Source organism: Companilactobacillus sp. FL22-1 (assembly GCF_043951805.1).
Classification (GTDB): Bacteria; Bacillota; Bacilli; order Lactobacillales; family Lactobacillaceae; genus Companilactobacillus.
The window spans coordinates 218,260-236,889 of record NZ_JBINJY010000001.1 but is presented as its reverse complement, the minus strand read 5'-3'; the positions used below and the strand labels follow the sequence as shown (position 1 = coordinate 236,889).

The window sequence follows — 18,630 nt, the reverse complement described above, 5'->3', positions numbered from 1 at the left end:
TTATGAAGTATTTTATTTTGTCTTAGATCTAAAAATAATAAAAGGTGTGTCTAAGTCGTCAGAAATTTTGACTGACAATTAGAACACACCTTTTTAAATTTATTTGTCGAAACTTTGAATCGAATCGAAGATGAATTTTACAAAGGCTTCACGGTTAACATCTTCAAGAACTTTGATGTTGTTCTTTTGTGGAGCATCTGTTCGACGATCTGGGTAAGTCATACCACGGTATTGGTCGTTAGTGAGACAAACGTCCATTGAGTAGTTAGTGCTCTTTGTGAATAGTTCAGGAGCAATCAAACTAATTACCGCACAGGCATCGTGAACAGGGATCTTTGTCATACCTTTTGCCACTTCAGCAGAAGCATAGAAATCTAGAATTGAGCTGGCCATAACGCCAACACGTCCAAGATCCTTGATTTTACTAATTTCATCCATTGTTAGGTAAGCTTTATTTTCAGTTAGGTTTAAACCGGATAAAGTAATTGGCAATCCGGAGTTAAAGACGATATCCATAGCTTCAGGATCAACGTAAGCGTTGAATTCAGAAGCTAGAGTGATGTTACCTTGAAGGGTTGAACCACCCATAATATAGATGTGTTCGATCTTTTCCTTAATATCAGGGAAAGTCTTCAATAGAAGTGCAACATTAGTAATTGGAGCTGTTGCTACGATATTAACTTTTTCGTCACTCTTAGAAATACGGTCGTACATGAATGTAACGGCGTTATGACTTGCCAATGGGTAGTCAAGACTGTTCTCAGGGAAGTCATAACCGTCCATACCGGTTTTACCGTGAATTTCGCCAGCAGTTTCAATTTCTTTTACTAGTGGGGATGCTTGACCAGATGCTAGTTCAGCATTTGAACCGAGAAATGTTAATAGCTTTTGAGCATTTTTAGTAACATATTCAAGTTGGACATTACCACCAACAGTAGTAACACCAAGTAAATCAGCCTTTTCGGGATGTGCAAGTAAAACTGTTAAAGCAATTGCGTCATCGATACCAGGATCGCAATCCATTATTACTTTAGTCATTAAATCCTTACCTCACTTTTTCAATTTTTGGGGGATCTTACTTAATGCCCGCACAAAACTGTGTCGTTCTAAAGCTCCTAAAGTAGAAAGAATCTTTTGATTATTTTCGTTCATAAATTGATCGATCGGCGTCACCAATTCTTTAGCTTTAGAAGATAAAACGATTCGTTTCAAACGGGAATCAGCCTTGGCATGGTAGCGGTTGATCAAATCGGCCTTTTCCATTGTCTGCAAAATTTTAGTTGCAGTTGGACGTCGGATATTAAATTCTTGTTCAATATCTTTTTGATAAATATTTTCGACAGGAGACTGAGATAAGTAATGAATGATCTGCAGTTGGGTTCCAGTCAGGCCATATTTAGCAGCGAAAGTATTGATTTGACGAGAAATTTCGTTCGACGCAACTTTGATTAAATGAGCCACATCGCGTGCCATAGATGTCCCCCTTAGTACATTGTATTACTCAATAATTATACCATCTTGGCTTTGTTCTAGCTGTGTTCGATTGTAATAATATTCACAATTTTGGACATTCTGTCAGTTGACATCTTAAATTTTATTTTTTATCAAAAATCATAACATTTATAATAATTGGTTGTTTGTTAATTTTTGGCTGTCATGAGATTAGCGAGAAACATTCTTTGTAAAAAATCAAAAACTCACTTATATTTGACGTAGAAACTTAATGCAGGGGGAAAAATAAATGACTAAAGTTTTAGTTTTAGGAGCTAACGGGAAAATTGCTCGTCTAGCTGAACATATTTTTGTAGATACGACTGATACACAATTACGTTTATATCTTCGTAATGCTGGCCGTTTGAAGGATTTTGCAGATTCTCATACCTTGGTTGAAGCGGTTGAAGGGGATGCGACTGATACTGATACCTTGATTGAAGCAATGAAAGATGTCGATTTGGTCTATGCTAACCTTGCTGGTGGCAATATTGAGGATGAAGCTAAGGCCGTGGTAGAAGCCATGCATGCCGAAAAGAAGACTCGCTTGGTCTGGATCTCAACATTGGGTATTTATGACGAAGTTCCTGGTAAATTTGGCGAATGGAATAATAAGACTCTTGGCAGCTATATTACTAATTACGCAGCAGCGGCAAAGGTTATTGAAGATTCTGACCTTGATTATACAATTATCCGTCCTGCTTGGTTAACTGATAAGCCAGAGGTCGATTACGAGGTCACTCAAAAGGGTGAAGACTTCAAGGGAACTGAAGTTTCAAGAAGATCGATTGCTCAAATCGTAGTTGATATTTCACAAGATCCTGACAAGTTCAAACGTGAATCAATCGGTGTCAACAAACCTAATACCGATGGTGATAAACCTGCTTGGTATTAAAACAGCGTGATTAAAGGACCCTTGAGGGTCTTTTTTTGTAAAAACAGTCTTCGTGTTTTTTTTATTACGTCTGTTACAGGCGTTATGACAAAAAGTGTTAAATAGAGTACGGAATGTAGTTACAAAGGCTTTTTATCGTTATAAAGGCTTTTTTTAATGATTCTATTTTATCAATAAATTGAAATTTTTAATGGATAAATTGAATATAAAAAACAATGGGAAAATAATATATTTTTTTCTAAAAAAACAGGATTCTCTTGAATGGACTATACCAACATGATACTTTTTAACTTGTAACCGGTTACAATAAACTGAGGGAGTTAAGTATTATGGATGATAAAAAGAGTGGAGGATTCACAGCCTCCGTCGAAAAACACTTAATGCCGATTGCAGTTAAGATGGGACAAATGAAACCATTGATTGCAATTCGTGATGGTATTGCGATTGCTATGCCATTGATCATTATTGGTTCGTTTTTTATGATTGCCAATAGTTTTCCAATTCCAGCTTGGACAAGTTGGTTAGCAGCAACTTCTATTAAGGGAGTTACTATTTCACAAGTATTCGTTAAAATCGTTAATGGTTCATTTGGTTTAATTGGTCTGGTCAGTGCATTTGGTATTGCAGCTAGTTATGCAGAACAATATAAAACTGATGGTAAATCGGCCGGAATCATTGCCGTTGCTTCATTCTTTGTCGTTACACCAAGTATCATGAGTGGAGACAAGGTTCCATTAGAGGGAATGCCATACGGTTTCTTAGGTAGTCAAGGTCTATTCGTTGCTATTTTGTTAGGACTATTGACGGGTTATATTTTCCAATGGTTCATTAACCATGATATTCAAATTAAATTACCTGATACAGTTCCACCTGCAGTGTCGAAAAGTTTCAGCGCTTTAATTCCTGGAGCTTTGATCATTACTATCTTTGGTGCAATTTATGCCTTTTTAACATGGACTGGATTAGGAAATATTCATGAAATTCTTTTACATATCCTTTCGAAGCCACTAGGATTATTAGGTGATACATTAGGTGGTACTTTAGTTGCCATCATGTTAAACAGTTTATTCTGGTTCGTAGGTATTCACGGTGGAAATGTTATTAATCCGATTATTTCACCTATTTGGTTGATGAATACTGATGCCAACCGTGTATTATCTCAAGCAGGTCATCTGGATCTTGCTCACCATGGTCATATCATTGCTCAACCATTTATCGATAACTTTGTTTATATGGGTGGTGGTGGTGCCACTATTGGTTTAGTATTCAGTATTGGTATTTTGATCATGTTGCATAAAGCCAGCAAGCAATCTGAAATTATGGGACCATTGACAATTACTCCTGGTATTTTTAATATTAATGAACCAACAATGTTTGGTTTGCCAGTTGTTTTGAATACAACGTTGATTATTCCATTTATTATTGCCCCAATGGTCAATGCCATAACGACTTATTTTGCTATGGCAATAGGTTTTGTTCCGTTATGTAACGGTGCGGTTGTACCTTGGACCATGCCACCAATTATCTCTGGTTTTCTAGCTACAAATAGTTGGACTGGCTCTTTGATTCAAGCAATTAATATCGTACTTGACGTGTTGATTTACTTACCATTTATGATTACCTTGAATAAGCAACAACGAATTGAAGAAGATGCCGATGATGCTTTGAAAGAAAAGATTGATACAGATTCTAAAGCAGATAAAGGTGAAAGTTTGTCAGACGCTACAGTATAAATTTTTAGAAAAGAGGATGATTTCAAGATGGTCAAACGATTAATTAGTGCAGATTCTAGCGATATGTTAGCAATGAATGGTGCGGAATTGAAGCAAAGCATTAAAGCTAGTGAAGGACGAGTAGTTTTGAGCGAAAATGTCGTCATGGAAGAACCCAGCGACGGGATAACTACTTCAGAAGTAGCAGCTGCTTTTGGTGCCGACATGATTTTGTTAAACGGGCTCGATGTGCTTAATCCAATTATTTTAGGACTCTATCCTGGCGAAGAAACTAGTCGAACTGCTAAACCTCATCATGATGGCCAAAGTATCCATCGTCTACAAAAATTAGTCGGCAGACCTATTGGAGTTAACCTTGAGCCAGTTGATCCTGATGCCAAGATGGCAGAAGATCGACTAGTTATTCCAGAAGGACGGATGGCTAGTGAAAAGACTTTAAAAGAAGCTGAAAGATTAGGATTCAACTTTGTAGTATTGACTGGAAATCCCGGAACTGGCGTAACTAATGCCCAAATCGCTAAAAATATTCAAGTAGCGAAAGATAATTTCTCTGGCTTAGTAATAGCCGGTAAAATGCATGGTGCTGGAGTTGATGAACCAGTTGTCAGTGAAAGTTCCGTGACCGCCTTTTTGGAAGCTGGAGCTGACGTGATCTTGGTACCAGCAGTGGGGACAGTGCCAGGATTCGATGATGATGAGTTAAAAGCTGTAGTTAAATTGGCTCATAGTAAGGGCGCCCTTGTTATGAGTACAATTGGAACTAGCCAAGAAGGTTCAGGACACAGTTTTATTGAAAGTATTGCAGTCAGAAATAAAATCGATGGAGTAGATATTCAACATGTCGGTGATGCAGCTTGGCGGATTCAATCACCATTTGAAAATATCTATGCCTTGAGTAAAGCTATTCGTGGGGAACGTCACGCTATTACTCGGATGGCTCGATCGATTAATCGTTAGAATAGAATAAGTTTAATAATTTTAAAGAATACATACCTTTTTGTTGAAGGAATGTATTCTTTTTTTATTTTATCAGTAGCAATTTCCAAAAGACTTGGAAATTACTTAGGGTTACAAAAATAGTAAAGTATCTAAAATAGTAAATGTAAGGGGTTACAAAAAAAGAAAGGAGGTATAGCAATGGATATACCAAAACAAAATATTTTGTTAGATGTGGACATTCCCGACAAAGATTCAGCTTTGAATTATATTTCCAAAAAAGCTTGTGATTTAGGCTATACAGATTCATCAGATGGTTTGTATAAGGCTTTTCTAGATCGGGAAGCAGACTATTCAACCGGATTACAAGAAGGATTTGCAATTCCACATGCTAAAACAAATTTTGTTAAGTCACCCGGAATTATTTATGTAAGAACCAGAAATGCTATTGAATGGAAAACTTATGATGATAGACCTGTGACTGATATTTTTGCACTTATTGTACCCGAGAGTGGAGCTGGTACTACACATTTAAAAATGTTGTCCAACTTAGCTACGGCACTCTTGGAAGATGATTTTAAAAAGGAAATCCGAGATCTCGAAGATCCACAAAAGATTTCAGAATATATAACTACTAAGATTGGGGTAAATGTATGATGAATATTGTTGGAATTTCAGCTTGTCCAGCAGGTTTGGCACATACGCCAATGGCTGCAAAAGCTTTAGAAAAAGCAGGAAAAGAATTAGGATATAACGTTAAGATGGAGCAACAAGGTTCTATGGGCCCAGTTAATGCAATTACACAGCAAGAAGCAGATGATGCCGATTTTGTTTTAATTGCGTCTGATCAAAAGATTACTGGTATGGATCGCTTCAAAGGTAAAAAGGTATTAAGAGTTGACATTAATGTTTGTATCCGTGCACCTAAGGCAGTTTTGAAAAAATGTGTTTCTACAGTACAGGAGGCATAGATCATGAAAAAACTATTAGCCGATTGGAAAGGTTACTTGATGAGTGGTATCTCATACATGATTCCTACAGTAATTGGTGGTGCCATGATTGTTGGTATTCCCCAATTAATCGGAATGATGTTTGGTGTCAATGATCTTTCTAAATATAAAAATGCTACAAATTTCTTCCATATGCTTTATCAAATCAATCAAGTTGGTTGGATTGGTATTGGATTAGTTAACTTAGTTATTGCAGGATATGTTGCTTATGCCATTGGTGATAAACCCGCACTAGGTGCAGGTTTTATTGGTGGACAATTAGCTACAACTATTAACGCCGGATTTTTAGGAGCTTTGGTTGCTGGATTTGTTGCCGGATATGTTGCACGTTACTGCAGAAAAATTAAAGTCGGTGAAGCTTGGAAATCAGCTCTTCCATTGTTGATTGTGCCACTTCTTACCACAGGTGCGGTTGCAATTGTTGTTGGCGTTATTTTATCTGGACCATTGTCATGGTTAAATGTCACCCTAGTAAATTGGGTTAAGGCTATGATTAATAATCACACAAACGGTGCAATCGTTGCACTAGTTCTAGGTGCCATGATTGGTACTGACTTAGGTGGACCAATTAATAAGGCTGCCTGGATGGTTGGTAATATTCTATTTATCGAAGGTATTTATGGACCAGCTTTGATGACAAATATTGCAATTTGTTGTATTCCATTGGGTTATTCTTTAGCAACATTTATCTATCCACGTAAACGCTTCTCAGATGAAATGTTTATGGCAGGCCGTAATGATTTAATTATGGGATCATTTGGTATTACTGAAGGTGCTATCCCATTCTTCCTTGTTAGTCCTTTGAAATTATTACCAGTTAATATGATCGGAGGAGCTTTAGGTGCTGTAACTGGTGAACTTTTAGGTATGAAATCGCATATTCCTCCATTGGGTGGACTTCCTGGGATTATTACAGCTGATAATAAATTAGCCTATATTGCTGGTATTTTAGTCGGTGCATTATTTATTGGTATTGTTGCTCCACTTGTCGCAAACTTCAATGTTTCATCCGAAGAAAAAGAGGAAGATGAAGACTTAGACGATATTAAAATCAGTATAGAATAGAATTATTTAGAAGGAAGTTATAAGAAAAAATGGTTAAAACAGTTCACGTTATTCCACATACCCATTGGGATCGCGAGTGATATTTTACTACCTCACGCTCAAAGGTATATTTACTCAAGGATTTAAGAAATGTAATAAATAACTTAGAAAATAATGTTGGATATGATCGTTTTATCTTGGATGGGCAATCTTCACTTATTACTGATTATCTAAAGTGGAGACCACAAGACGAAAATACAATTAAACAACTAGTATCGGATAAGAAGCTGATATTAGGACCATGGTACACTCAAACAGATCAATTTGTTATCTCTGGAGAGAGCATTGTCAGAAACCTTCAATGTGGCATGGATATAGCTAGTAAATTAGGTGGCTATATGAATGTTGGCTATGTTCCTGATTCATTTGGGCAGGAATCAAGTATGCCTCAAATTTACAAAGAGTTTGGTATTTCAGATACGATGTTTTGGAGAGGCGTGTCTGATGAAGACGTTAAACACAATGAGTATCTTTGGAAAGGTGAAGATGGTACAGAAGTAAATGTCTATCAAATACCTTGCGGATACTATATTGTCGGTGTTGTTGATGAGACTCAGCTTGATAAATTAATGCACCAAGAACCATTTTCATCACTGGTTAAAAGAGCTACTACCAATCATATACCACTTCCAAATGGCTTTGATCAAGCACCAGCCAGAAAGGATCTACCTCAATTAATTAGTAAATTGAATAAGATTGATAAAGATTTTCATTTTGAGGTTAGTTCCATTCAGGAATACATTGATGCTGTAAAGGATGAGAATCCTAAGCTAGAACAAATTAGTGGCGAATTGACTAATGGAAAGAATATGAGGATTCATAAATCTATTTATTCATCACGTTCAGACTTGAAAAAATTGAATACTCAAATTCAATATTATTTAGTTAATATCTTGGAACCAGTTTTGACTATGGGAGAGCACTACGGAATCGATTATCCTCGGGAGGCAGTTAATGATATTTGGGAATTAATGTTTGAAAATGCAGCCCATGATTCTATAGGATCTTGTGTATCTGATACGACTAATGAAGACGTTTATATGCGTTACAAGCAAGCTCGAGATATTAGTACAAACTTAGTTGAAGTCACATTACGTGAAATTGCGACTAGAATTAAAATGAATCAGAAGTATTCAATTAGTTTAACTGCGTTTAATACATTGCCAGTGGATAGGACTGAAATTACTCAAATTTCCTTCTACGCTCCATCCAAGGACTTTGAAATTATTGATGAAAATGATAATTCCATTGATTTTACAATTGAATCCGTTAAAGACGTTACTGATTATGTTTTGGAACAAACAATTCAACTAAATCCGGGTGAAAAGATTTATCGTCCTGAAAAAGTGTATAAAGTTGTTGCTTCTGTTTTTGTAAAAGATGTTCCAGCAATGGGATACAAACAGTTATATTTGAATGAATCAAGAGCACAGAATAAAGTTCTCAAGGAAAGTTCCAATAATAAGTTTGAAAATGATTACTTTGAAATTGAAATTCAAGATGATGGATCGCTTAATATCAAAGATAAGGAATCTGGAGTTGTTTATAAAAATCAGGCTATTCTTGAAGAGAATGGGGACGATGGTGATTCATTTAATTATTCTCCAGCAAAAAAAGATATGGTTATCTACTCAACAAATCAAAAAAGTAGTTTCACCATTGAAAAATCTGAATTAGCTTCGATTGCCAAGATACATTTTGACTTTAAAGTACCTCGTACTTTAGAAGACAGAGCTCATAAAGATTGTAATGTTGCAATGCCCGTTGATCTAGAGATTAGACTTAATAAAGCATCTTCTACAATCGGATTTAAAGTTTCAATTGATAATAATAAGCCTTTAGATCATCGTTTGTGCGTCGATTTTGCAACGGGAATTGCTTCTAAAGTTTCGTATGCGGATCAGCAATTTGGAGTAATTAAGCGTCCAGTATATCGTGAACAGGCAATGCAATTGTGGCAACAAAATAAGGATGAGTGGAATGAAAAACCAATTTCTATTGAAACTTGTCAGTCATTTGTTGCATTAGCAAATAATACGAATACTGTTGCTGTATTTCCCAAGGGGGTCAGAGAATACGAGATTATTGGAGACAACTATTCAACAATCAGATTAACTTTGTTTAGAACGTACGGCATGATGGGTAAAGTTGATTTATTATATCGTCCAGGTAGAGCTTCGGGGGAAAGAACTATTGCCACTCCAGCTGCAGAGTTAAATAAAAAACTTACTTTTGAATTTGGATTATTTATTGGAAATAGAAGTTTTGACTTGAGCAATGTCGCTAATAAGGCTAAAGTTTTTGATACCCCTGAACAATTTTACGAATATTCAGAGTTCTTAAATGGTCGCTTAATTTTTAATATGGATTCAGTTGATCGTATTTTAAACGAAGAAGATAGCATACTAGAGACTCAAGGTAACTTAGTCTTAAGTACTTTAAAGAAAGCCAACCATCGTAGTGGATATATTGCAAGATTTTATAATGGTGTTAGTGGAGTAACTCAAAATGATCAAATTATCTTTAAAAAGCATCCAACTAGAGTCGAGCAAGTTGATTTGAAAGAAGATAAGATTAGTGATCTTAAGGTAAGTAATAACACTGTTAAATTGGACAACATTGAACATGCTAAAATTGTAAGTATCTATTTCGAGTACTAATAATATAACCAATCTTCAAATAAAAATATTGAAGGTTGGTTTTTTATTAGATTAGTGACTGAATAAGGAGGAATGGAAAATTGCTCAAACTCTCTTATCCACGTTTAAAACAAATCTTGATAATAATTCTTTTAGCAAAAGTTGAAGTCCAAGGGAATGAATTGTCAAAGAGGTTAAAAGTTAGCACTAGAACGATTAGAACGGATATAAAAAGGCTTAATGCAGATATAGAAAGTTATCATGTATCAATTGAGAATCATCGTGGGAAAGGATATTTTATTCAACTAAATGAAAATTCAAAAATAGATCAAATAAAATCTGATTTGAAGGTTTTAGATAAACATGCTTCTTTAGAAACATCAAATGACAGAATCAAATATCTTTTAGCAAGTTTATTAGAGTCTGACAAGCCCCTGTCCATCGATAGTTTATTAGACAAATTATATATTAGTATTAATACTCTAAATAACTACATATCAGAATTAAAGAAAATACTAGATCAATATAATATAGAATTACATCATAAAGATGGTGGGTTAATTCTGGTCGGTGATGAGGAAGACAAACGTTATTGTTTTATTGAACAATTGGAAAACAAAAATTATCACGAATATATCTTAGGCTTTACTGAGAGTGAAAAACGTTTATTTAATAATATAAATCTACAGACTATTGATAAGTTTGTTAATGACTTTATTAGTTCAGTGATGGAAGATATTTCTGATTATAATAGAAAAAATATTGTCGTTCACGTGGCCTTGGCTATTTCTAGAATTAAGTCAGGACATGAATTGACAAATTTTAATAGTGATCTGATAGTTACAAAAGATTTTCAAAGCTCATTTGATCAATTGTTTTTTCAGTTGGAGAAGAGTTTGAAAATTATTATTCCACCATCTGAAAGAGAATATGTTAAATACCATGTGGCTTTGAATAATCCAGAAATAGTAAATGGATCTAGTTCAGCACAATCTGAAATGATAAGAAAATCTATACTACTTTTTTTGGATAAGATTAGAGATAACTATACATTCAATTTGTTAAATGATAATTTATTGATTAAAAATTTAACAGAGCATATCAAATCTGTGGTTAAGATAAAGGAATTAGTCCAAGGCAGAAAGAACCCCTTACTCGATGTAATTCAATCAACTTTCCCATTAGCATACGAAATGACAGCCACTTCGATAGGTATTTTAGAAAAACAATTAAATCTTGATTTATCGGAAGATGAGTTATCATTCATTACTTTGCACATAGGAGCTTCAATGGAACGAAATTATAGTAACCATTGGGAAAAGAGAAATGTTGCAATTATTTGTGGGTCTGGGACAGCTACAGCCATTTTATTAAGAATTAAATTAGAAAGTAGGTTTAGCGATTATTTAAATATCAATGGTGTATATTCATATGCCGATTATAAAAAATCAAATTATCCTCAAAATGTTGATTTTTTGATTTCAACTGTGCCAATTCTCAATAGCAAAATACCAGTGGTTCAAGTGGATTTAGCTAACTTCGCAAATGATAGTAAGGAACTTTATGATTTCATAACCTCAACGTCCAATGGACAACAGATTTTATATAATCTTTTCAATCCTAAATTAACATTTGTTAATAGTAAATTGAAAAGCAGAGAATCAGTTCTAAATTTTCTCTGTGACAAGTTGGAAACTCAAAATATTGTAAATTCAGATTTTAGAGAAAAAATGTTTCGGCGAGAGCATATGTACTCTACGGCTATTGGTGGTGGTATTGCCATTCCACATCCAATTAAATTTGCATCAAAAAAGTCTAAAGTTGCTTTTATGCAATTGAAACAGCCAATTAAGTGGGATAAAAATGGCAATGAAATCAATCTTATTTTTTTGTTGGCAATCAATGAGCAAGAATATCCCAAAGTTCAAACTTTGTTTAGTTTTTTGGTTGATTTACAAAATGACGTTCGTTTTGAGAATGCAATGAGTAAATGTATTAACTCGGAACAGGCTATTAAAGTGATTAATTCATTTATTCAGGATAGTGTCAATAAATAGTTATAATCATGATTTACATATCTCCAAGTTGCAAAAGAATTGAAAAAAATAAAAAAATTTCAGAAAAAACTTACGAAGAAAATTTTTTTCTGTTATATTAATCAATTGTTGCAACAAATGGAGGTAACTTATGAGTCAAACTCAAAAAATTAATACAAAACCTCTTCATCCATTATTATCATTAATGGGTGTTCTGATTGGTGGATTCGTCGGCATGTTCAGTGAAACTTCATTGAATATTGCTCTTCAATCTATTATGAAAGCTTTTAATATTGAAACAGGTACTGCTCAATGGTTAGTTACAGGCTATATGCTTGTAATTGCTATCGTTTTGCCTTTGTCCAGTCTCTTGACCAAACATTTCTCAACTAGAGGCTTGGTCAGATTTGGATTAATTGATTTTATTGTTGGTTCAATTATCGCCGCTGTAGCGTTTAATTTTCCAATGTTATTAGTTGGTCGAATGATTCAAGGTATTGCGACCGGAATTATTTTGCCACTAATGTTTTCTATTGCCATGAGAATATTCCCACCTAATAAATTGGGCGCTGCTTTAGGGATGGCAGCCTTAGTAATTATGTTTGCTCCTGCTATCGGGCCTACTATTTCCGGAATTATTTTGGGAGTTTCATCTTGGAGATTTATCTTCTGGTCATTCATTGTTTTCCTTTTGATCGGTTTAGTTATCATGGAAAAGAATTTAACGAATGTCTTTGAAGTCACAAAGCCAAAAGTTGATTGGGCAGCAATTGCTCTTTCTACGATCAGTTTCGGTTTAATTGTCTTTGGAATTAGTTTCCTAAGTAAAAATATGGCAATCGCTTTGGCTGCATTAGTTGTCGGTCTGATTTTCTTGGTTGTTTATATCAGACAACAATTACATGCTCAAACTCCAACTTTGGACTTTGCTGTTTTAAAGAATCCTAAATTCGTCACTGGTTCAGTTTTGGTCATGTTGAATTTTGGGATTACTTTGTCAGCGATGTACTTATTGCCAATGTACTTACAAAATGGTCTTGGCGTTGCGGTCGCTTTAACTGGGGTAGTGATGTTACCTGGTGGTGTGATCAATGCAGTTGTTTCTTTCGGAGCTGGTAAAGCTTACGATAAAATCGGTGCTAAGGTTATGTCTCGTTTAGGATTTTTGATCTCTATCATTGGTGCTGCAATGTTTATTTTCAGTAACTCACATAGTTCACTAGGCTATATCATTGCTGCACATATCGTCTTGATGATCGGGGTTCCACTAGCTATGTCACCATCACAGACTTATGGTTTGAACTCGCTTGATGCATATCAATCAGCTGATGGGTCAGCCATTATCAATACGTTCCAACAAGTTATTGGTGCGGTTGCGACCGGAATTGCTACCATTTTGTTGAGTACTGGTCAGTCCAATTACTTTGCAAATGGCGGAAGTTCATCGAAGTTAGCGTTTACTAATGGCGCTCACTACGGTTTTGTGTTTACATTAGTATTAGCTGTTTTTGGATTCATATTAGCATTCCGTGTGCATAATAAGAGCGAAGAAACAGTCAGTGCTAAGGAGTCAGAATCGGCAGTGGAAAAAACTGATGATTCTGCAGCCGAAGTAAACTAGTTGCGCAGTTTCTCGGTTAAAAACAATTGATACTAAGAAAACTGATCAAGATGATAATTGATTAGTTTTTTTTATGCCAAAGTAATTTATTCAACTAAAATTTACGGTTGAAATCTGAAATGAATTCTCTTATAATAATAGGGTTAATAAAATAAGTTAAATGTATAACAGGAAGGAGGGTTTTTTAGATGTCACAAAATACACATAAAGGTATGACTGGCCACCGCCGTCCTGTAAACCAAAAAAATGGTGCAGAAAAACGCGCTAAAACACAAGCTGTTCTTGACTTTTTAAAGAGTCGCGACACAAAAGAATCTAAATAATTATAAAAGCCTCTGGTCTTGATGATCAGGGGCTTTTTTTTACGGTTGAATGGTTTTGAGAAGTTTTAATTACCCCCAGATTTCGTCTTGGATTGATTTAACGAGTTTTAATTTGTCCCATTCTTGTTGTTCGGTCAAAATATTACCTTCTTCAGTGGAAGCAAATCCACATTGAGTTGATAACCATAGTCGATCCAAAGGCAAATACTGGCTGGCTTCTTTGATACGATCAATGACATCTTGGCGGTCTTCCAATTGGCCGGATTTAGTAGTTATTAGTCCTAAAACAACACGCTTGTTTCCAGAAACCTTGAGCAAAGGTTCAAAACCACCTGCACGTGTGGAATCATATTCTAAGAAGTAAGTGTCGACATTTTCTTTGGCAAATAAAGTATCTGCGACTGGTCCATAGCCGCCTGAAAAGGCAAAGTCAGAATGATAGTTGCCACGGCAAACGTGAGTATTGATCGTTAGATCCGCTGGTAAGTCTTTGATAGCGTTGTTATTCAAATCCAAGAGGATGTCTTGAATACCAGATTCAGCGTAAGCTTTGCCATCAGGTGTGGCTAAGAAACTATCATCTAAAAATAGTCCCCATGAACAATCGTCTAGTTGAATAACTCTAGCTCCTTCATCATAAAGGGCCACGATAGTGTCATGATAAGCTTTTTCAATATCGAGGTATAAGTCATTGATGTTGGGATAGAATTGCTTGATTTTGTCGTTATTAGTACCGCGGATCAATTCAATATACAACTGAGAAGGTGCAGGAATGGTCTGTTTAGGTTCGATATCCAAATTATCGGTTAATGACTTAAGATAGGCGAAATGCTTTAGGAAGGGATGATTAGGGTTGAACCTGATTTTTCCAGACAAAACGGCGGTATCGTCACGAGTTTCTTCATGGGCAAAATGATACCCCTCACCGTAATGAATATGATCGATTCCATCTAAACCCCAGAAGAAATCCAGATGCCAGTATGAGCGGCGGAATTCACCATCAGTAGCATAGTCTAAACCCACAGCGACTTCTTTATTAACGAGTTCCTTAATACTTTGATCTTCAACTGCTGTCAATTGTTCTTGAGTAATTTTTTTAGCAGCAAAGTCTTTTCGAGCCTGTTTCAGTTCGGCTGGTCGTAGAAAACTTCCTACATGTTGAAAACCAATTTTGTTTAATGTTTTTGTTGTCATAAGTGAATCCTCCTGAGTTTTAGTTTATTCAATTTAAAGGTAAAGAAGAGGTTAGAGTCATTTCAGTGCAGTGAATTGGGAACAAAAAAATCGTCCCTACATTAACAGAGCTTCTCTGCAATGTAGGGACGATCACCCGTGGTACCACCCTAATTTATATTTTGCTGACACAAAATACCTCAACGACACTAACATGTCCGGGATGATATCGCATCCTTGCGTACCTTCGGCTTTCACCTAGGTAAGACTCCAAGCTCATCTTCAATCAACGTTTGTTCCATCTTTTCACTCACCGATGGTCACTCTGCAAACTACTAGTTGATCTACTCTTCTCTTCAACGTCTAATTAAATTAAATAAGTTTTAATTATTTATTGGTGAATAATCTACACCTGGTTTTGATATTTGTCAAACTAAGATTTGAAATTACTGGATCAATTTGTCAGCATTCAATTCAAGAATTCGATTGAGGCGGACGATTTTAGTATTTTTACGATACTTGGCTGTCCCTGATTCAAAAATGGAGAAGATAGTTTCATCATTAGAAGCTAATTGTTCCAGATAAGGTGGTGCAGGGATATCTTTGAGAGGTTTTGTATCCAAATTAAAGTCAAAACCATTAGTTGGTGCATTGAAAACTAAAATGTGTGAGCTTTTGGGACCGTAGGATTTGGATAATAAGATCTTGTCTTTATAAAAGGCAATTCCTTGCATTTTACTGTCCAAGGAATAAGTTTGTTCGGGTTGAGCTAGCTTTCGTTGTTTCAAAACCTTCAAGGTTTTGTTTTTGTCGATATCCAAAGTACCGTTTTCGTTGACACTGTATCTAGCTAAGAGACCATCTTTTTTCTTATCAAAGAAGCCGATAAATAATGAATTCTTATGTTATGAAACAAATGAAGCTTCTGGAATTGTTCCTAAATTGATACTTTGCTTGTAAGTGATAGGTTTTTTGGTATTTTTGACATTATAATTTTCAATTTTGTCGAGGCCAATACTGGAGATTTGAGCGTGTTTTTTGCCATTGACAGTTGTGATCCACAAATTTTTATTTTCGGCATCATAAGCCAAACCACCAGCATGTGGATGCCCTTTAAGTACAATCGTCTTACTGAATTTTCTAGTGTCCTTGTCTAAAACATAAATTACGGAATTATTTTGATGATGGCGATCATAAGCTGAAATCAGCAAATAATTGTCAGCCAAAACTAAGCCCTGGGGGTCCATATTTTTGGCCGATACGACTGCCCCTTGTTTATTCAAAGTAGTTGTATGATTTAAATTGGGAATGATAAAATTCTGACCAGCTTCATCCAAACGAGTGTATTGGTAAAAGTCTGGATATTTCTTTTTCAAGATTTTCTTTAATTCACTTTGAGTGTAAACTGTAGTGCCTTGTTGTGCTCTTTGATTATGAATATAAAAAAAGGAAATCCCAGCTACAATAATTACTATTAGCGCAACGAAAATCCCTCTCATTTTTTTGGATTTCATAATTTCCCCCTCTAATTAATATTCAAAAACTATATTTAGTTTATAGCCAGAGAGAATAATCAGTCAATTAATATGAAACCCTTTTCAATTTAAAAGTTAAAGCTAAGGCCACGATTAGAAAACCTAGACAGGCAAGAAATCCCGCTTGAATACCGACTGCTTGATTGGTGGTACTGTTAGTAATTATTTTGTCAGCTAAGGTAATCACAGCAATGATTATTGCTGTCCCAAAGGATGCAGCAATCTGCCTCAAGGTATTGAACGTTGCTACACCGTCAGACAGAAACTCTTTGGGAACAGCGCTCAAGGCATGCGTTTGAATTGGAATCAGGATTAAGACTAAGCCTAATTGGCGAATTAATTGACCTAAAGTCAACATCAAAACGGAAGCATTGACATCGATGACAGCTTGCATGAAAGTTCCAAAGCAGTCGATCAAAACTCCGGTGAGAACGATTCTTCGGATGGGGTATTTATCAAACAGCCTACCGCTGACGGGTGACATGAAACCAGTTAGGATAGCTCCAGGTAAAAGCGCTAGTCCTGAAACTAACGGGCTCTTGTGTAAGATCATCTGTATCATTAACGGTAAAAGAATCGTATTACCATACATGGTTAAAACAATCAGCATATTGATCGTAGTAGCAAGGGTAAATTGAGCGTGTTTGAATATTTCGAAGTTGATGATTGGTTTAGTGGATTTGTTTTCTAAAATGGAGAAGATAGCTATGAGGGCTATTCCAATCAAGGTAAAGCCAATTACGGGAAAGGTTAGGAAGTTTGTTTGTCCGATATTTGAGAAACCACTGAGGAGGAACAGTAAACCTAAACTGATTGTGATCAAACTAGGGACGTCAAATTGTGGATTTTGGTTGGTTTCAATTTGTGGTAATTGCCAGATCGACAAAATTACTACTAAGATAATGAAAGGCAGAATTAAGATAAATAAATATTGCCAAGGAAAGTACTCTAAAATCACTCCTGACAACGTAGGACCGATGATGGGGGAGAAATTAAAAGCCAGACCGATAATCCCCATAACAGCTCCTTGTTTACTTCTGGTAGTATATTTCATTGCTAAGACGTTGACTAACGGCATCATCATACCAGTCCCGATTGCTTGGATCATTCGACCGATGATCACCATAATGAAAGTGTTGCCCAGTGCTCCCAGAATCGTTCCGATTAAGAAAACTGAACTGAAGGTAATAAATAGGTGTCGGAAGGAAAATTTCTTTATGAAAAAGGCACTAGTAGGTATCATGATGGCATTGACTAAAGTATAGCCATTAGTTAACCACTGTACGGTAGAAGAATTGACGTTAAAGACTCGCATAAAGGTTGGTAATGCTGTGTTCATCAGAGTAGAGCACAAAACACCAAAGAAGGTCCCAAAGACCATGATAAAAAGTGATTTCTTGATTTGTTTCGACATGTTTAATGCTCCTAAATAAAAAGTAGTAACTTATTTAGTTTAGTTATTCCAAGCTAGATGGTCAACACGACAAAAAGAGCAGCAACCCGATTTTGAGTTGCTGCTCTTTTTAGCCAAAGCACAAGAAACTGTGCTTTTATTCCGCATTTTTACTGTAATAGTATGTATCGGTATTTTTATTGATTATAAGTTTAATTTTGTATAAACGTCGCTAGGAATATCTTTTTGGAAAACTTCTTTGTATGAATAAACGTAACTCCCCTTGGTATCTAGTTCTAGATAATGTCCTTGCTTCAACTTGCCCATACCAAGGAATTGAATGGGATGTTCTTGTCCATCTTTGTCATAACTCTTTAAATCATAAGTGTAGTTACCGTAACCATCAGTATCCTTAGCAGATTTATTATCGATCTTGACGTATTTAGGCTCACGCTTGACCAAAATATTATAGGCATTGAATGCTTGAGCTACCTGACTAGTATTGTCTTTACTGTAGAAACAAGCTCCGAAATATCCCACCATCATTACTACTAAACCTAATAAAAAAACTCTTAATAAACTTCTCATTTGAATTACCTCCTGAAAAGTATATTAAGGGTTTTGATATTTTTTCTACATTTGATTCACTAACATTACTCTTACAGATTTGTAAGCTAATTGTTACCACCAATCAAAGTTAAGCGTATAGTCTACAATTCTGTTGAACAACTTTGCTATAAG

General features: G+C 35.5%; 16 protein-coding genes and 1 pseudogene. 10 read left to right on the top strand and 7 right to left on the bottom strand.

The genetic code is table 11. The annotated features are described in order from the left end of the window. Positions 1–99: 99 nt before the first annotated feature. Together ACG72T_RS01090 and ACG72T_RS01085 are read right to left on the bottom strand one after the other, a co-directional pair. A complete protein-coding gene (locus tag ACG72T_RS01090) occupies positions 100–1,038 on the bottom strand; it encodes a nucleoside hydrolase (RefSeq protein ID WP_395264093.1) in 939 nt (312 codons plus the stop codon). Positions 1,039–1,050: 12 nt separating this feature from the next. After that, positions 1,051–1,473, bottom strand: coding sequence for a MarR family winged helix-turn-helix transcriptional regulator (locus ACG72T_RS01085; RefSeq protein ID WP_395264092.1), 423 nt, complete (start codon positions 1,471–1,473; stop codon positions 1,051–1,053). Positions 1,474–1,741: 268 nt separating this feature from the next. On the opposite strand from ACG72T_RS01085, the gene ACG72T_RS01080 reads away from it, so the two are divergent. The 10 genes and pseudogenes from ACG72T_RS01080 (at position 1,742) to ACG72T_RS01035 (ending at position 13,788) form a co-directional block, all read left to right on the top strand. Then, entirely contained in the window at positions 1,742–2,386 is a 645-nt protein-coding gene (locus tag ACG72T_RS01080) for an NAD(P)H-binding protein (protein ID WP_395264091.1), read from the top strand. A gap of 329 nt (positions 2,387–2,715) precedes the next feature. Continuing rightward, positions 2,716–4,119, top strand: coding sequence for a PTS sugar transporter subunit IIC (locus ACG72T_RS01075; protein WP_395264090.1), 1,404 nt, complete (start codon positions 2,716–2,718; stop codon positions 4,117–4,119). A gap of 27 nt (positions 4,120–4,146) precedes the next feature. After that, positions 4,147–5,076, top strand: coding sequence for a haloacid dehalogenase-like hydrolase (locus ACG72T_RS01070; protein WP_395264089.1), 930 nt, complete (start codon positions 4,147–4,149; stop codon positions 5,074–5,076). 180 nt (positions 5,077–5,256) lie between these two features. Continuing rightward, on the top strand, positions 5,257–5,712 hold the full coding sequence (locus ACG72T_RS01065; protein ID WP_395264088.1) for a PTS sugar transporter subunit IIA: 456 nt from the start codon (positions 5,257–5,259) through the stop codon (positions 5,710–5,712). Beyond that, positions 5,712–6,026 carry a PTS fructose transporter subunit IIB gene (locus tag ACG72T_RS01060; protein WP_395264170.1) on the top strand — a complete coding sequence of 105 codons (315 nt, stop codon included), beginning with the start codon at positions 5,712–5,714 and terminating at the stop codon, positions 6,024–6,026. The genes ACG72T_RS01065 and ACG72T_RS01060 overlap by 1 nt, the downstream gene beginning before the upstream one ends. 3 nt (positions 6,027–6,029) lie before the next feature. Next, positions 6,030–7,130: a PTS fructose transporter subunit IIC gene (locus tag ACG72T_RS01055; RefSeq protein WP_395264087.1), complete on the top strand. Its 1,101-nt coding sequence runs from the start codon at positions 6,030–6,032 to the stop codon at positions 7,128–7,130. Between the two features lie 29 nt (positions 7,131–7,159). Next, positions 7,160–9,829 (top strand): annotated as a pseudogene (locus ACG72T_RS01050) (glycoside hydrolase family 38 C-terminal domain-containing protein). Between the two features lie 80 nt (positions 9,830–9,909). Continuing rightward, positions 9,910–11,865 (top strand): BglG family transcription antiterminator, encoded by a 1,956-nt coding sequence (locus tag ACG72T_RS01045; protein ID WP_395264086.1) that lies wholly within the window; start codon positions 9,910–9,912, stop codon positions 11,863–11,865. Positions 11,866–11,995: 130 nt separating this feature from the next. After that, on the top strand, positions 11,996–13,465 hold the full coding sequence (locus ACG72T_RS01040; protein WP_395264085.1) for an MFS transporter: 1,470 nt from the start codon (positions 11,996–11,998) through the stop codon (positions 13,463–13,465). A gap of 188 nt (positions 13,466–13,653) precedes the next feature. Further along, on the top strand, positions 13,654–13,788 hold the full coding sequence (locus ACG72T_RS01035; protein ID WP_395264084.1) for a hypothetical protein: 135 nt from the start codon (positions 13,654–13,656) through the stop codon (positions 13,786–13,788). Between the two features lie 69 nt (positions 13,789–13,857). Here ACG72T_RS01035 and ACG72T_RS01030 read toward each other — a convergent pair whose 3' ends face one another. From ACG72T_RS01030 to ACG72T_RS01010, 5 genes are all read right to left on the bottom strand, one after another. Then, positions 13,858–14,982, bottom strand: a complete 1,125-nt coding sequence (locus ACG72T_RS01030) for a 5-methyltetrahydropteroyltriglutamate--homocysteine S-methyltransferase (protein WP_395264083.1) — start codon at positions 14,980–14,982, stop codon at positions 13,858–13,860. A 425-nt stretch (positions 14,983–15,407) separates the two neighbouring features. Beyond that, positions 15,408–15,782: a hypothetical protein gene (locus ACG72T_RS01025; protein ID WP_395264082.1), complete on the bottom strand. Its 375-nt coding sequence runs from the start codon at positions 15,780–15,782 to the stop codon at positions 15,408–15,410. A gap of 84 nt (positions 15,783–15,866) precedes the next feature. Further along, complete coding sequence (locus ACG72T_RS01020) at positions 15,867–16,475, bottom strand: YncE family protein (protein ID WP_395264081.1); 609 nt, start codon at positions 16,473–16,475, stop codon at positions 15,867–15,869. Between the two features lie 67 nt (positions 16,476–16,542). Continuing rightward, positions 16,543–17,910 (bottom strand): DHA2 family efflux MFS transporter permease subunit, encoded by a 1,368-nt coding sequence (locus ACG72T_RS01015; RefSeq protein WP_395264080.1) that lies wholly within the window; start codon positions 17,908–17,910, stop codon positions 16,543–16,545. Between the two features lie 183 nt (positions 17,911–18,093). Next, positions 18,094–18,477, bottom strand: a complete 384-nt coding sequence (locus ACG72T_RS01010; RefSeq protein ID WP_395264079.1) for a YxeA family protein — start codon at positions 18,475–18,477, stop codon at positions 18,094–18,096. Positions 18,478–18,630: the final 153 nt, after the last annotated feature.

What these genes read in the sequence shown, in the direction of transcription:
- ACG72T_RS01090 (WP_395264093.1), bottom strand. Translation starts at nt 1,038, where the DNA reads ATGACTAAAGTAATAATGGATTGCGATCCTGGTATCGATGACGCAATT.
- ACG72T_RS01085 (WP_395264092.1), bottom strand. Translation starts at nt 1,473, where the DNA reads ATGGCACGCGATGTGGCTCATTTAATCAAAGTTGCGTCGAACGAAATT.
- ACG72T_RS01080 (WP_395264091.1), top strand. Translation starts at nt 1,742, where the DNA reads ATGACTAAAGTTTTAGTTTTAGGAGCTAACGGGAAAATTGCTCGTCTA.
- ACG72T_RS01075 (WP_395264090.1), top strand. Translation starts at nt 2,716, where the DNA reads ATGGATGATAAAAAGAGTGGAGGATTCACAGCCTCCGTCGAAAAACAC.
- ACG72T_RS01070 (WP_395264089.1), top strand. Translation starts at nt 4,147, where the DNA reads ATGGTCAAACGATTAATTAGTGCAGATTCTAGCGATATGTTAGCAATG.
- ACG72T_RS01065 (WP_395264088.1), top strand. Translation starts at nt 5,257, where the DNA reads ATGGATATACCAAAACAAAATATTTTGTTAGATGTGGACATTCCCGAC.
- ACG72T_RS01060 (WP_395264170.1), top strand. Translation starts at nt 5,712, where the DNA reads ATGAATATTGTTGGAATTTCAGCTTGTCCAGCAGGTTTGGCACATACG.
- ACG72T_RS01055 (WP_395264087.1), top strand. Translation starts at nt 6,030, where the DNA reads ATGAAAAAACTATTAGCCGATTGGAAAGGTTACTTGATGAGTGGTATC.
- ACG72T_RS01040 (WP_395264085.1), top strand. Translation starts at nt 11,996, where the DNA reads ATGAGTCAAACTCAAAAAATTAATACAAAACCTCTTCATCCATTATTA.
- ACG72T_RS01035 (WP_395264084.1), top strand. Translation starts at nt 13,654, where the DNA reads ATGTCACAAAATACACATAAAGGTATGACTGGCCACCGCCGTCCTGTA.
- ACG72T_RS01030 (WP_395264083.1), bottom strand. Translation starts at nt 14,982, where the DNA reads ATGACAACAAAAACATTAAACAAAATTGGTTTTCAACATGTAGGAAGT.
- ACG72T_RS01020 (WP_395264081.1), bottom strand. Translation starts at nt 16,475, where the DNA reads ATGAAATCCAAAAAAATGAGAGGGATTTTCGTTGCGCTAATAGTAATT.
- ACG72T_RS01015 (WP_395264080.1), bottom strand. Translation starts at nt 17,910, where the DNA reads ATGTCGAAACAAATCAAGAAATCACTTTTTATCATGGTCTTTGGGACC.
- ACG72T_RS01010 (WP_395264079.1), bottom strand. Translation starts at nt 18,477, where the DNA reads ATGAGAAGTTTATTAAGAGTTTTTTTATTAGGTTTAGTAGTAATGATG.